The sequence below is a fragment of the Streptomyces sp. NBC_00986 genome (assembly GCF_045162565.1).
Lineage (GTDB): Bacteria > Actinomycetota > Actinomycetes > Streptomycetales > Streptomycetaceae > Streptomyces.
On sequence record NZ_CP108733.1, the window covers coordinates 5,080,410 to 5,095,128 of the forward strand.

Consider the following 14,719-nt stretch of genomic DNA (forward strand, 5'->3'; position numbering starts at 1 on the left):
GGGCCTTCCGGCGGTTGGGCGGGTTCTGGTCATCGATTCTAACGGGGCTCGGGTGGGACACCTGGTCGTGCCTGTGTGACGAGGCTTGGGTGGGTCACCTGGTCGCCCCCGGGGGCTCCACCCCCGGACCCCCGGGCCTGTGCCATACTCGCCCCCATGCTCACGCACCCGACCTTCCTCTTTACCTATGGCAACCGGCCCGCCGGCTGCCATGGTCGAGCTGCTTGAGTTACTGACAAGCGACTTTCCAGGCGCCCCGGGCCGACAAGGCCCGGGGCGCCTGTCGTTGTCCCGGATCTGTCGCCCGGGGTACCGCGTCCGCATCCGACAAGGAGCCCCCGCATGACCATCACCACGCCCGAGCAGACGATCACCGACGCACGCGAGCGCATCGACGCCCTCGACGACCGGATCATCGGGCTGATCCAGGAACGGGTCGCCGTGTCCGCCGTCGTCCAGGAGGCGCGGATCGCCTCCGGTGGGCGGCGGGTGAGCCTGACCCGGGAGAACGAGATCCTCAGCCACTACAGCGCCGCGCTCGGCAAGCCCGGCACCGCCCTGGCCATGACGTTGCTCGAACTGTCCCGGGGCCGTATCTGAGGCCGGTCGTATCTGAGTTCGGGTCCGCTCTCACCCGTACGGCGCGTGACCGCCCCGCGAACCGCTTCGTTGGGGTGGTGTCCGCGCCAGCCAGGGGCGGGCCCGAAAGAACCACGCGTGGCTCGGCTGGGGCGATGAGACGTACGGATCGTGCCGTGCGTCGTGGGACCTCGCTCCAGGGTCGTGACCGGACGGCAGGGGACAGCAGCCCGGTCACCCAAGAGAACGGTCGGCTCCGGGGACGCCCGGGGCCGCCCGGCGGAAACTGCAAAAATGCACAAAGCCGGATCGAACGGTTGCGGAGGCCGCGTCCATCCAGCACGATGCGTAGAAGGCCCTGAGGCTTCCCCGAGCCGCAAGTCCCCAAGCAGACAACCGCATTGCAGTGCACAGTCCCCCTGCCAAAGGTCGAGACCAAGCGTGCGCCCCGTGTGCGCCGGGGCGCCGACCCAGGGCACTTGAGACAAGCGGCGCAACCCCCCGGCGCCGCTCCCAGGCACCGGCGCTGCCCTGACGTCGGTGCTGACGGAGAAGGGCCCCGCGGCTCCGTCCCGCGGGGCCCTTCGCTTGTCCTCGACTGCCTTTCAGCGCACGGCCGTTCAGCACATAGCCGGTCGGCTCACGGCGGTCAGGTGCGTGACACCGTCCCGCATGTCTCGTCCTGGCCCGCGCCGAGTTCCTTGCTCCGGTCGTACGGGTCCGTCGTCGGGCCGGTCGGTGCCGCTCCCGTGGGCTCCGCCGAGGGGAAGTCCGGGTGGAAGTAGCCGTCGTAGACCTGGCAGGCGGTGTTGCCGTACTCCGCGTCGTAGTTGTCGACGCTGAGCCGGCCGGTGGTGACCTGGTAGTGGGCGGGGTCGAGGAGTTCGAGGTCGAGCACGCGGCGGACGATGGTGCGGGTGACCTCGACGGAGCCGTCGGCGCGGACGACCGGGTAGACGAAGGTGTAGTCGGCGTGGATCGCGACGCCGGACTGCTTGCACTCCTTGAAGGTGATCCGGCCGCGGGTCTTCACGACGTCGCCGACGAGCCGTACCTGCTTGGGGTCGAAGCGGCTGAACATCTGCAGCGGGTCGTGGGCCTTGGCCGGGGTGCTCAGGGACGTGTTCAGCCGGGTGAGCATGTCCGGTTGCTTCGGGTCGAGCACCGCGAGCGCGGCGGCCGGGCGGGCGCCGGCGATCGTCTTCGGGTCGAGGTTGGCGTCGACGAGGAACGTCTCGGCCTGTTTCAGGGCGAGTTGGACCTGGTCCTTCGAGAACGCGCCCACCGCCCTCGCCTTCGGCAGGACGATGCCGGCGGTGCCGTCGGCCCAGTTCAGGGCGGGTGAACCGGCGAACGGCCGGTCCAGGGTGGGGGTTTCGGGGTCCACGGCGGAGGGCGCGGCGGTCGGGGCGGCCGTCTCCGGCGCGAGCGGGGAGGCCGCGGCGGCGTCGGGGCTGTCCTTGCCGCCCTTGTGGAAGGGGTCGCCCGGGATCAGCGACGGTTTCATCGCGACCACGACGACGGCTATCGCGAGCGGGACACCGAGGACGGCCCACACACGGCGCTTGCGCCGGGCCCGGCCGTTCATCTCCTGCCAGGCGGGACCGGTCCGCCAGCCCTCGGGCTCCTGGCGCTTGCCTTTCTTGCCCTTGCTCTTCCCTTTGCTCTCGTCCCTCTTCAGCCGCTCGGTCACCTCACGGGCGCGGGCGGACGGTTCCTTCGGGGCGGAGGCGCGAATCTCGCGCTCCGTGTCGCGGGCGAACTGTTCCCAGACATCGTCGGGGATCTCCGGGATCGAGGACGGCTCCTCGGCAGGCTTGTCAGACACGTCCCCAAGTTCTAGACGCTCCGAAAGCATGTTCACAAGAAGAACTTGGGTGTGACACAGCACACATAAGAATCCTGTGAGGATGGGCACAACCGTTCTCAGGTCTCCCGGGTCTCATCTGCATAACCAAGGGCCACACCCGCGCCCCACACGCGGAGCCCTCCGCCCAGCGTGCTGCGCTGCCGCAGCACACCGGACTTCTTGAGGACTTCATGAAGCTTCGCCGTGCCATGGCCGCGGCGGCCGCGACGGCCGTCATCGCCCCGCTCGCCCTGCTGTCCGCACCGGCCGCGTTCGCGGAGGACTCGGCGTCGCCGACCCCGAGCGACAGCGCGAGCGAGTCCGTCTCCGCGACGCCGTCCGACTCGGCCTCCCCGACGCCGTCCGGCTCCGACTCCGCGTCGCCGTCCGGCAGCACCCTGCCGAGCGGCTCGACCTCGCCCTCGGCGAGCGACAGCGCCTCCACGTCGGCCACGCCCTCCACCTCGGCCGAGCCGACCGGGGAGCCGACCGACCCGGACGTGCCGTTCTGCGAGGACCTGGACGAGGACTTCTCCACCGCCAAGGTGTCCGCGGACATCAAGGGCCTGCCGGGCAAGATCGTCGCGGGCGACGGCTTCCACGGCTTCAAGCTGACCGTCACCAACAAGTCGAAGACCACGGTCGACGGTGTCGCCTTCTACGCCGAGGTCGAGAACTACGAGCTCGACGAGTCGAAGTTCCTGAGCCCGTACGTGGACCTGGAGTTCAAGAACCCCGAGACCGGCAAGTGGGACCGCATCGGGAACGACGAGTGGGCCGGTGACTACTTCTTCTACGTCAACTCCCTGAAGTCCGGGAAGAGCGAGACCGTCGACCTGCGCGTCAGCATCAGCGCCAAGGCCCCGGCCGGCGACGCCTACTCCTTCGGTTCCGGCGCCTACCTCGACAACGTCAAGGGCCAGGACTGCATCGCCGAGGGCTGGGCCCAGTACGACTTCGAGGTCCTGAAGGCCGGCTCCTCGAACACCGACCCGGGCACCGCCACCCCGAGCACCGGTGACAAGGACACCTCGGTGAAGAAGCCGCAGGGCGAGGTCTCCGACCTCCCGACCGGCAGCCTCGCCTCGACCGGCTCCAGTTCCGCGCTGCCGGTGATCGGCCTCGTCGGCGGCGCCGCCGTCGTCGCGGGTGCCGCCGCGGTGGTCATGGTCCGTCGGCGCAAGAGCGGGGCGAGCGCGTAACACGTAGCTCGTCGCACGAGGAAGGACCTGCGCTCGGAGGGGGGCGCAGGTCCTTCTGTCTGTACCGGCCGTTCAAGTTCCCCTGAACGTCTACGACTTCGGCGGTACCGTCGGCATCCCCAGGAACGGCAGCTTCAGTGCGCCGAACGCACCCTCCGGGACCGCCGGTTGACGCGGCTCCACCGGCTTCAGGCGTTCGTACGACAGCCCTTGCTCCGGGCGCGGGTCCGGCTCGCCCTTGTTGGGCCAGTACGACATCGCGCGCTCGGCCTGTGCCGTGATGGTGAGGGACGGGTTGACGCCGAGGTTCGCGGAGACCGCCGAACCGTCGACGACCGAGATACCGGCGTGGCCGTAGAGCCGGTGGTACGGATCGATGACACCCGTCTCGCGGGAGGCGCCGATGGGGCAGCCGCCGAGGAAATGGGCGGTGAGCGGGGTGCCCATGAGTTCGCCGACGTTCGAGCCCGCGAAGCCGTTGATCTCGGCGGCGATCGCGGCCGCGCCCTCCGAAGCCGCCCTGATCTGCTTGGGGTTGGGGGCGCCGTGACCCTGACGGGCCGTCAGCAGCCCTTTCCCCACGCCGTCCGGTTTCAGGTACGTCGTCAGGGAGTTGTCCAGCGACTGCATCACCAGGCCGATGATGGTCCGCTCCGACCAGCGGCGGTTGGAGAGCGAACGCAGGACGAGGAGAGGGTGCCTGGCCGCGTTCGCGAGCCAGCCCAGCGCCCTCGACGAGCCCTCCGCGTACGGGACTTGGAGGATGGAGAGGCCGCCCATCGAGTTGGAGCCCTTCCCGTAGCGGACCGGTTCGATGTGGGTGTTCTCGTCGGGGTGGATCGAGGACGTGATGGCGACTCCGCGTGTGAAGTCGACCTGCCGGGTGCCGGTCGCCTTGCGGTAGCGGCGGCCGGTCGTCTGCGCGCCGACCAGCGCCTCCGAGTTCGTACGGGTCAGTTCACCCAACTTCTCGGAGAGGTAAGGCAGTTGGCCGCCCGTCTTCATGCGGTGCAGGAGGGTCTGGGTGCCGTAGGTACCGGCGGCGAGGACGACCTGGCGGGCCTTGAAGGTACGGCCCTTGGACGACTTCCTCGCGTCCGTCGGCAGGGTGGCTATCGCGTAGCCGCCCTGCGAGTCGTCCGTCACCGACACGACCGTCGTCATCGGGTGGACCTTCGCGCCCGCCTTCTCGGCGAGGTAGAGGTAGTTCTCGTTCAGGGTGTTCTTGGCGCCGTGGCGGCAGCCCGTCATGCACTCGCCGCACTCGGTGCAGGCCTTGCGGGTCGGGCCCGCGCCGCCGAAGTACGGGTCGGCGGCCTGTTCGCCGGGGCGTGCCTTCGCTGTTCCTTCGGCGTCCTTGCCGTCGCCGAAGAAGACGCCGACGGGGGCCATGTGGAAGGTGTCTCCTACGCCCATGCGCTGGGCGGCGGCCTTCAGGTGGACGTCCGACGGGGTCATCGTCGGGTTGAGGCGTACGCCGAGCATGCGGCGGGCCTGGTCGTAGTACGGGGTCAACTCCTCTTCCCAGTCGGTGATGTCGCGCCACTGGGGGTCTTCGAAGAACGGCTTCGGCGGGACGTACAGGGTGTTGGCGTAGTTCAGGGAGCCGCCGCCCACGCCTGCGCCGGCGAGGACCATGACGTTGCCGAGGAGGTGGATGCGTTGGATGCCGTACATGTTGAGCTTGGGGGCCCAGAGGTAGTTCTTCAGGTCCCAGGAGTTTTTGGGGAGCGTTGAGGGGGTGAAGCGGCGGCCGGCTTCCAACACGCCGACGCTGTAGCCCTTTTCGGTCAGGCGGAGGGCGGTTACCGAACCGCCGAAGCCGGAACCGACGACGAGGACGTCATAGTCGTAGGCATCTTGCGACAACGTGTTCTCCTCATTGAGATTCGCTGCGGATCGTGTGTGGCTGGTCGCGCAGTTCCCCGCGCCCCTGGGGTAACTACCTCAGCCGGAATGCCTTCATCAGCCGGAGACTCCTGCTCATGAACTGCGCGTACGCCTCGTCGGTCATTCCCAGCGAAGGCGCCATCGGCAACAACCGCTGCTGGGCGATGGTCTGGGCCTCTGTGTACTTGAGGATGCCCTCGGAGCCGTGGCGGCGGCCGAGGCCGGAGTCCTTCATGCCGCCCATGGGGGACTGGACGCTGCCGTAGGCGGAGGCGTAGCCCTCGTTGACGTTGACCGTGCCGGTGTGGAGGCGGGCGGCGATGGCGCGTCCTCGGGTGCCGCTCTTCGTCCAGACCGAGGAATTGAGGCCGTACGGCGTGGAGTTGGCCTCCTTCACGACCTCGTCCTCCGTCTTGAAGCGGTAGACGGAGACGACCGGGCCGAAGGTCTCCTCGGCGCAGACGGCCATGGGGGCCTCTACGCCGTCGAGGATGGTGGGCTCGAAGAAGTACGGGCCGATGTCCGGACGGGCCACTCCGCCCGCCAGCACCTTCGCGCCCTTGGCGACCGCCTCGTCCACGTGGTGGGTGACCGACTCCAACTGCCGTTCCCCCGCGAGCGATCCCATGTCCGCGCCGTACGCGAGGGACGTGCCGAGGCGCATCGCCTTGGTGCGGGCGGCGAAACGCTCGAGGAAGGTGTCGGCGATCGACTCGTGGACGTACAACCGCTCGATGGAGACGCAGAGTTGGCCGGCGGAGGAGAAGCAGGCGCGGACCGCGCCCGCCGCCGCCTTCTCGATGTCGGCGTCCTCCAGGACCAACATGGCGTTCTTGCCGCCGAGTTCGAGGGAGACGCCGATCAGCCGGGCCGCGGCGCCCTGCGCGACCTCGCGGCCGGTGCGGGTGGAGCCGGTGAAGGAGACGTAGTCGGCGTGCTTGACGACCTCGGGGCCGACGACCGGGCCCTCGCCGAGGACGACCTGGAAGACGTCGGCCGGCAGGCCCGCCTCGATGAGGAGGTCGCGGGCCCAGAGGGCGGTGAGGCACGTTTCCGTGTCCGGCTTCATGACCACCGCGTTGCCCGCCGCGAAGGCCGGGAGCGCGTCGCCGACGGAGAGTTCGAAGGGGTAGTTCCAGGGGGCGATCTGGCCGACCACCCCGCGCGGGTGGCGGAGTTCGGTGACCTTGGTGAGGGTCGGGACGGCGCCGGTGTGCCGCTTCGGCTTGAGGTAGGCGGGGGCCCTGCGGCCGTAGTGGCGGGCCGCGACGGCGACGGCCTGCACCTCCTCGTGCGCGTGCAGCCGCGCCTTGCCGGTCTCCAGCTGGATCAGGTCGAGGACCTCGGCCTGGCGGGCGAGGACGAGATCGTGGAAGCGGAGCAGGACCGCCGCGCGCTGCCGTACCGGCGTCTGCGCCCACAGCGCCTGTGCGGCGCGGGCCGCGTCGAAGGCCTTCGCCACGTCCTCGGGGGTGGACTCGGGCAGATCGGCGAGCTTCTCGCCGGTGAACGGCGAGTGGTTGGCGGTCCGGCCTGAGCCGACCACACCCTTCGTGAGCTGGGCGACCAGCTCCGGGGTGACCACATCGGCGGCGGTACGGGCGCCTGTGGGAGCCGGCGCGAGGGGGTTCGTGCCGGTCGTCGTTTCCGTACCGGTCTTTTCCGGGGCCTGCGAGTCCGTCATGTGCGGCAGGGTATGCCGGTGCGGAGGGTTTGGGTACCCGTCGGTAATCGGGATTCACCGAGTACTCACACGACGCCAGTGATCACTGGCAACGAATGTCCTGATCAGCGCGTTGTACGGGGATGATCACCCCTGGATTGCCACCGGACCACCGCCGGATCACTTTTCCGTGAGGGTGAGCCGGGCGCGGGCGCCCTTGAAGAGCGCCGTGCCCTTCTTCTCCGCCGGGGTGCCCTTGGGCATGTCCACGCGCAGTTCGTACATGCGGTGGTCGGCGGTGCGGATGACCAGGGCCATGGCACGGGTGGGGACGCCGGACTGTTCGTAGGTGGTGTCGGCCAGGATCGCGTTCTTGTTCCCGCGGAAGCTGGTGCGGGTGTAGCGGGGGTCGGACGTGGCCTCGGCCCAGGACCGGGCTTCGGCGAGGGGCGTGCCCGCGGCCTCGTCCCATTCGGTGAGGCGGACGCGGAGGGCGCCGGTGCCGTAGGTGACGGCACGGCTGCCGGATGCCGCCCGCGTCTGGAGAAGCCGGTACTGGGACGGGAGGGAGAGGACCGCGTCCATGCCGTCCCGCCGGTGAGCGGTCCAGGAGTCCTTGTCGAGGCGCCTCTCGACGAACGTGCCGAGGACCAGACCCGTCAGGAGGAGCACCCCGAGCGTGACGAGAAGGGCGCGGCGGGGGCGGCGCGACCTGGGTTCGGGCGTCGGCTCGGTCGTGGGTGCGGGATCGGGTGCGGGATCGGGTTCCGACTGGGCTTGCGGTACGGCGTCGGCGGCGGTCGCGGCGCCTAGGGGCTCCACGTCCGGCACCGCGTCCTGGCGGGCGATCGGCGGTTCCGGTACGTCCTTCCCCTCGGCCACCGCGTCCAGTACCGCGCCGACCTCCTCCGCCCCCGGCCGTGTCTCCGGCTCCCGCTCCAGCATCCGCAGGATCAGCGGCCCTAGAGGCCCCGCGCGGGTCGGCTCGGGTGGTTCGCCGGCGAGGATCGCGCCGAGGGTGGACTCAACAGTCGTACGGCGGAAGGGAGATGCCCCTTCGACGGCCGCGTACAGCAGGACACCCAGGGACCACAGGTCGGAGGCCGGTCCCGCGCCCGTGCCCGACATGCGCTCGGGGGCGATGAATTCGAGCGAGCCTACGAACTCCCCGCTGGCGGTGAGGGATTCCTCGCCCTGGATGTGCGCGATGCCGAAGTCGGTGAGGACGACGCGGCCATGCGGGCCGAGGAGGACGTTGGCGGGTTTCACGTCCCGGTGCACTATCCCCACGGCGTGCGCGGCGCACAGGGCGCCGAGGACGGCTCGGCCGATGCGGGCGGCGTCGGCGGGGGCGAGGGGGCCGCGCTGGAGCAGTTCGTGCAGGGACTCGCCGCGCACCAACTCCATGACGATCCACGGGAGTTCGTCCTCGATGACGACATCGTGGATGGCGACGGCGGAGGGATGGTCGACCCGGGCGGCGGCGCGGGCCTCACGGTAGAGCCGGTGGGCGGCGCGCTGGAACCCCTCGTCCTCCGGGTCGCCGGGCAACCGCGGTTGCTTGACGGCGACTTCGCGGTCCACGAGTTCGTCGAACGCCCGCCACACGGTGCCCATGCCGCCGGAGCCGATCCGTTCGAGCAACCGGTAGCGACCGCCGACCAGACGTCCGTCGCGCACCTGTTCGCCGACTTCGCTCATGCCCCATCAGTACCGTGCCCGGTACGGCCTTGTCGACGCGCGCCCTACTTCGCGAGCATCAGCGTGTCGCCCACCCGCCGCACCTCCGCGACTCCGGTACCGCCGAAGTGTGCCGGGATCACCAACTCCCGCTCATCCGCAGCCCGTTCGAGCACGCGTCGACGACTGTGCGCGGCCTGCCGGGGATCGAGGCAGAAGCAGCTGCTGCACTCCGGATGCGGGATCTGGACGGGGCTGTGCAGCAAGTCCCCGACGAACACGGCCCGTTCACCGCCGGAGGCGACCCGGAGCACGGACGAACCCGGGGTGTGCCCGGGCGCGGACTCCAATGTCAGATGCTCGTCGACGCGGTACGTGCCGTCCGTGCCGTCCCACAGGGTCGCCAACCCGGCGCGGTGCACGGGCGCGACGCTGTCCTCGTAGGTCAGGCGGTCGTCGGGTCGTACCGCACCGCCGTAGTTGTTGTCGGGCCCGAAGTGGAAGTCGTCGGCGGCGGGAAGGAGGTAGCGCGCGTTGGGGAACAGCGGCACCCAACTCCCGTCCACGTCATGGGTGTTCCAGCCGACGTGGTCGCCGTGGATGTGGGTGTTGACGACGACGTCGACGTCCTCCGGGCGCACACCGGCCCGCGCCAGTCGCCCCGGGAGGTCGCCCTGGCTCATGTGGAACAGCGGATTGCCGGGCCGCTCCCGCCCGTTGCCGACCCCGGTGTCCACGAGCACGGTCCGCCCGGCGCTGCGCACCACCCAGGTCTGGAGCGCCACGACGGCGCGGTCGGTCCCGGGGTCCCAGTGGTCGGGGGCGAGCGTCTCGCGGTGCTCCTGCCAGACGCCGGGCGGCAGGTCCGGGACGAGGGTGCGGGCGGGGGCGTAGGGCCGCGCCCACTCGACGACTCGGACGACTTCGACGTCACCGATGGTCAGGGTCTGTGTGTTGTCCTCGGTCATGGGACAAGCGTAGGGAGGGCGAGGTGAGCGTCTCAATGCGTGAATGACTCATGCAGATGCGCGGAATGCTCACCACTGCTCCCCTGGCGTAACCTGGCCGCATGGACGTGGTGAGCGACGCGATCTCCGCCGTACGGACCGGGCGGCCCTCCTCCAACCGCCTTCGTGTGAACGGCAGTTGGTGCACGCGGCTCGCGCCGTACGAGGGTGCCGGGTTCCATGTCGTGCTGGCGGGTGGCTGCTGGCTGGTGCCCGACACGGGTGGTGAGCCGGTGACGCTGGGCGCGGGGGACGTCGTACTGCTGCCGCACGGTGCGGGACACGTGCTGGCGGACTCACCCGGCGACACGGCACGTGCGGTGCCGTTCGAGGAGATGCGGCGGCCGGACGGGGGCGGCGGGGACGGGCGCGAGGTCGAGTTGCTGTGCGGGAAGTACCGGCTGGACCGGAGCCGGACGCATCCGCTGATGGCGGAGCTGCCGGAGGTGGTCCATCTGCCGAACCGGGTCGGCCGCCACCCCGAACTGCGCTCGGCCGTGGACCTGTTGGCGAACGAACTCGACGAACGGCGGCCGGGGGCCTGCCTGGCGCTGCCAAGTCTGCTGGATCTCCTGCTGATTTACATGGTGCGGGCGTGGATGTCCGAGGCGGAGACGGGCAGTTGGCCGTCCGTGCTGAACGATCCGGTGACCACGGCCGCGCTACGGGCCCTGCACTCCGACCCGGCCGCCCCCTGGACCAACGACCGGCTGGCCGCCGCGGCGGGCGTGTCCCGGGCGACGCTGGCACGCCGGTTCACCGCGCTGGTGGGGCGGGCGCCGATGGCGTATCTGACGTGGTGGCGGCTGACGTTGGCGGCGACGCGGCTACGGGACACGGACGCCTCGCTGGCGACGGTCGCCCGTGAGGCGGGCTACGGCAGCCCGTACGCCCTGTCGCACGCGTTCAGCCGGGAGTTCGGGGTGACGCCGGGGAAGTACCGGGTATCGGCGGGGAGTTCGTAGCTACTCGCCCTCGGCGTCCGGACCGTCGTCGTACTCCTCCGCGAGCCGCAGACCGAGGTCGGACTCCCATTCCAGGGCCCACTGCCTCAACTCCGCGATCTCCGCCGCGTCGAGCCCGTGCGCCGCGAACTCCTCGTCGCTGACCCAGACGACACTCTCCAGCCGGTCCCGCAGGCCGAAGAGGTCGAAGTCCGGACCGTCGGCCCCGAGCGCCAGCTGCTCCAGCTCGATCACGGAGTGGTGGCGGCAGGCCGCACGCACGTCGATCACGTCCTGCGGCAGACCGCGATCGCCGAGCGCGCGCACGCTCAGGAGCGCCGGGTCTTCCTGACCCGCCGTGTTCTCCTGCTGCGACCGCACCGCCACCTCCCCGGCGTCCGGAGCCCGGTCAGTCGTCCGTGCCGCCGATTCTCAGAATGGTGAGCCGCGTCGCGTCCAGGACTCCGGCGTAGGTGTGGACCTCGTCGATCTCGCCGGCCAGGTAGTCCGTCCCCCCGTCCGCGGTGAGGCTGCGGCCGACCTGGAGGTCGCCGGTGGGCGTCCAGGTGTCCTCGCCGGTGATGCTCGCGGTGTCCGCGGCGTAGCCGTAGTCCACGTAGAGCCGCAGTTGGTCGGTCCTCTCGTCGTAGACCACCGCGAGGAACTCGTCCTCCCCCCACCCGAACGGCGCGACGGGCGCGCTGACCGTGGTCGTCGGCGCTCCGGCGCTGTCCTCGTGGGCGACCACGGCCTCCCAGGACTTGGACGCGGCGACGTAGCGCAGGGTGAACAGGTCGGTGTGCTCGCCGGGTTGGGACAGGACCGTCATGTCGTGCGTGGCCGTGTCCTCGTCCATGCGCACGTGGGCCGTCACCGAGAAGCCCGCGTCGGACGGACGTACCGCGTCCGGTGTCGTGGCGTAGTCGCCGTCACCGTCCAGGAGCAGGTTGCCGGAGCCCACCAGGGGGTACAGCGCCGGGGTGCAGTCGGGGTTCACGTCGCAGTCGTCGGTGCCCGTGTAGATCGACGCGTCGCCCGCCAGGGTGAGCGGGGCGCCGCCCGCGAACTCGGGGCTCTCGCCGCCGGGAGCCGTCTCCAGGTTCCAGTAGCCCTGGCGCTGCGGGGAGCGGATGGCCGCGGCCGTGATCTCCTCGGGGACGAACACCCGGTCCCAGACGTTCACTTGGGTGAGGAGACCGTGCCAGTGCGCGGTGGTCGTGTCGCTGCCCGCGCCGAGTCGCAGTGTGCCCGTGCCGCCGGTCGCGACCGTGTCCTGGGCCGTGCCGACGAGGTCTCCGTCGACGTAGAACCGGGCCGTGTGCTGCTCGGCGTCGTACACGCCGACGAGGTGGGCCCACTCGCCCGCCTCCGGGGAGCCGCCGGTGAGGCGTGCGGTGCCGCCGTCCGCGGTGGGCAGCGCGAAGGACCAACTGGGGGCGCCGGTCGTCGAGTTCGTCGCCGTGCCCAGGGTGAAGCCCGCCTGACTCACGGCCGTCGTGCCGGCGTCGAGTTCGTCCGGCCGGACCCACGCGCCGACCGAGAAGATCTTCGCCGTGTCCACCGCGGAGTCGAGCGTCACGTACGCCTCGTCCGTGCCGTCGAACCGGGCGGCGGAGGCGATGCCCGTCCCGGTGGGGCCCTGTTCGTCGGAGGTGACGCCGGTGCCGGTGTCCGCGCCGGTGTCGTGCTGCGGGTCCCAGTGGGAGACCGCCGCCCGGCCCGTCCTGACCCGGAGGAAGTAGGTCGTCCTGGCGCTGACGTTCCCCGCGGCGTCGATCGCCTGGGCGTAGAGGTACGTGGGCCCGTTCGTCTGCGGCAGCCAGCGGAAGGAGACCGGGGCGCCGGGCTCGGCCGCCGTCAGGGTCTGCGGAAGGGCGCCCATCCACTCGTAGCGGTACGACACCACGTCGTCGGACGCCGAGTCGATGACGAACGTGCCGTAACTGCCGGTCCCGTCATGCTCGTTCGAGTCGTTCGGGTACTCCTGCGACGAGACGACCGGCGTCTGCGGCGCTTCGGTGTCGTCGGCCGCGGCCGCAACTCCCGTCATGGCAGCTGCGGTCAGTGCCACGGCGGCACATGTCACCCCGGCGCGTCTCCAGTTGGACGTCCTCACGATCAAGCCCCTCCCAAGATCCGGTAAAGAGGAGGATGACCTTAACTGCCGCCACTGACAACGTATTTGTGCGCTGCCGCACCAGCACCGCTCACAGCGTGTCGACGTCCAGGTTCGCGATCGCCGCCTTCGCCACCTCGCGGCCCCGGGCTGTGAAGTCGCCGTCGCCGGGGTAACTGATCGTGAGTCGGTACATGTTGCCGGAGGTGGTCTTGTAGTAGAGGACCTGCACCTCCCAGGGAAGGGCGTCCTGGCTGTCATCGGTGTGGTAGGCGATCGTGTTCGTGGCGGCGGGCCTGCCCCGATAGGTACCGGTCGGTTTCGGTCTGGTCTTCCCGCCCTTCGCCATGTCGAGTTCGGAGCTGCCGCTCTCCTTGAAGTCTCCGTTGTCGTCGTACATCTGGGCGGCGGCCGAGTCCTTGATCTCGTTGAGGGTGTCCTCGGACTTCCGGTCGAGGAGCAGGCCGATCTGGATGGTCCCGCTCAGGTCCGTGTACGTGACCCAGTGGCCCTTGTCGGTCTTACGGTCGGGCGCATCGCGCGTGTACTTGGCGGGAACCGCGAGCGTCGCCGCCACGTCCGCCTCGTGGTGCTTCTTCCAGTCGTGCGGCAGCGTCTGCGACCCGGCGAACGGGTTCGCGATCAGCAGATACGCCGTCACCGCCGCCGCGACGGCCACCGCGCCGAGGCCGAACCACGTTTTACGGCCCGGCCGAAGTCCCCTTGCCGCACTGGGTCGTTCGACGTACCGCACCTCCTGCGTGGGCACCGGTGCCGGAGGGTTGGCCACCGATTCCAGTGCGGCGCGTACCTGGGCCGCGTTCGGGCGGCTCGCCGCGTCCTTGGCGAGGAGGGCGGTGATGAGGTCGGCGAGCGGGCCAGGGGCCGAAGTCGGCGGTGCGGGGGCGGAGTTGAGGACCGACTGGAGGGTGGCGGGGGTGTTGCTGCGGCGGAACGGGGAGACGCCCTCCGTCGCCGCGTACAGGACCACACCGAGGGACCACAGGTCGGAGGCGGGGCCGGGGCGCTGGCCCAACACCCGTTCCGGCGCGATGTATTCGGGCGAGCCGACGAAACCGCCGGTGTCGGTCAGGTTCGTCTCGCCCTCAATCTGGGCGATGCCGAAGTCGGTCAGGACGACGCGGTCGTGGCGGCCCAGCAGGACGTTGTCCGGCTTCACGTCCCGGTGCAGAATGCCCGCCGCGTGTGCCGCTTCCAGCGCGCCCAGCACCTGGAGGCCGATCCGGGCCGCGTCCCGCGCGTCGAGGGTGCCCTCCTGCAACGCGTCGCCCAGCGAACGGCCGGTCACCAGCTCCATCACGATCCACGGCTGACCGTCGACGACGGCCACGTCATGCACGTTCACGACGGCCGGGTGATCGAGCCGAGCCGCCGCGCGTGCCTCGCGGCGCATTCGCTCGAAGGCGTTGGTGCGTTCGCGTTCGGGAAGATGGTCCGGGACGCGGGGCTCTTTCACGGCGACCTCGCGGTCCACCGTCTCGTCCTTGGCCCGCCACACCGTGCCCATGCCGCCGTGCCCGAGCTTGCCGAGCAACCGGTACCGCCCGGCTATGAGCCGTCCGGTGCCGGGGTCCGGCTGCGGTGCGGGCGGCGAACCGGGCGTCGCGTACGGGTTGTTCGGGTGCGGCACCTGCGCCGGCACGGCCATGCGCGGGTTCGGCGGTTGCAGGGCGAAACTCGTCGGCTCGTCGGCTCCGTGTCTGGCTCCCCCGTTGCTGCTCATGCGTCCATCCATATCTCGCCAGACGCCACCACATCCACCTCTGGC

At 70.4% G+C, this 14,719-nt stretch carries 11 protein-coding genes; 3 read left to right on the plus strand and 8 right to left on the minus strand.

All coding sequences use genetic code 11. From position 1 onward, the window contains the following. Positions 1–342: 342 nt before the first annotated feature. Positions 343–600 carry a chorismate mutase gene (locus OG504_RS22200; protein WP_405991403.1) on the plus strand — a complete coding sequence of 86 codons (258 nt, stop codon included), beginning with the start codon at positions 343–345 and terminating at the stop codon, positions 598–600. Between the two features lie 628 nt (positions 601–1,228). Here the strand turns inward: OG504_RS22200 and OG504_RS22205 are convergent. Beyond that, a complete protein-coding gene (locus OG504_RS22205; protein WP_405991404.1) occupies positions 1,229–2,407 on the minus strand; it encodes a hypothetical protein in 1,179 nt (392 codons plus the stop codon). Between the two features lie 212 nt (positions 2,408–2,619). Here OG504_RS22205 and OG504_RS22210 point away from each other — a divergent pair, with 212 nt between their 5' ends. After that, the gene (locus tag OG504_RS22210; RefSeq protein ID WP_405991405.1) at positions 2,620–3,630 is read left to right on the plus strand and encodes an LPXTG cell wall anchor domain-containing protein; all 1,011 of its coding nucleotides are present in this window, start codon (positions 2,620–2,622) and stop codon (positions 3,628–3,630) included. A 90-nt stretch (positions 3,631–3,720) separates the two neighbouring features. On the opposite strand, the gene OG504_RS22215 is transcribed toward OG504_RS22210, so the two are convergent. From OG504_RS22215 to OG504_RS22230, 4 genes are all read right to left on the minus strand, one after another. Further along, complete coding sequence (locus OG504_RS22215; RefSeq protein ID WP_405991406.1) at positions 3,721–5,499, minus strand: GMC oxidoreductase; 1,779 nt, start codon at positions 5,497–5,499, stop codon at positions 3,721–3,723. Between the two features lie 73 nt (positions 5,500–5,572). After that, on the minus strand, positions 5,573–7,204 hold the full coding sequence (locus OG504_RS22220; protein ID WP_405991407.1) for a succinic semialdehyde dehydrogenase: 1,632 nt from the start codon (positions 7,202–7,204) through the stop codon (positions 5,573–5,575). 159 nt (positions 7,205–7,363) lie between these two features. Further along, positions 7,364–8,884 (minus strand): serine/threonine-protein kinase, encoded by a 1,521-nt coding sequence (locus OG504_RS22225; protein WP_405991408.1) that lies wholly within the window; start codon positions 8,882–8,884, stop codon positions 7,364–7,366. A gap of 44 nt (positions 8,885–8,928) precedes the next feature. Then, positions 8,929–9,831 (minus strand): MBL fold metallo-hydrolase, encoded by a 903-nt coding sequence (locus OG504_RS22230; protein WP_405991409.1) that lies wholly within the window; start codon positions 9,829–9,831, stop codon positions 8,929–8,931. A gap of 101 nt (positions 9,832–9,932) precedes the next feature. Between OG504_RS22230 and OG504_RS22235 the strand changes: the two genes are divergently transcribed. Then, on the plus strand, positions 9,933–10,835 hold the full coding sequence (locus OG504_RS22235; protein WP_405991410.1) for an AraC family transcriptional regulator: 903 nt from the start codon (positions 9,933–9,935) through the stop codon (positions 10,833–10,835). On the opposite strand, the gene OG504_RS22240 is transcribed toward OG504_RS22235, so the two are convergent. The 3 genes from OG504_RS22240 to OG504_RS22250 all read right to left on the minus strand — a co-directional run bounded on the left by OG504_RS22240 (position 10,836) and on the right by OG504_RS22250 (position 14,674). Then, complete coding sequence (locus tag OG504_RS22240) at positions 10,836–11,195, minus strand: hypothetical protein (protein WP_405991411.1); 360 nt, start codon at positions 11,193–11,195, stop codon at positions 10,836–10,838. Between the two features lie 28 nt (positions 11,196–11,223). After that, entirely contained in the window at positions 11,224–12,864 is a 1,641-nt protein-coding gene (locus OG504_RS22245; protein ID WP_405991412.1) for a LamG domain-containing protein, read from the minus strand. 157 nt (positions 12,865–13,021) lie between these two features. Beyond that, the gene (locus tag OG504_RS22250) at positions 13,022–14,674 is read right to left on the minus strand and encodes a serine/threonine-protein kinase (protein WP_405991413.1); all 1,653 of its coding nucleotides are present in this window, start codon (positions 14,672–14,674) and stop codon (positions 13,022–13,024) included. Positions 14,675–14,719: the final 45 nt, after the last annotated feature.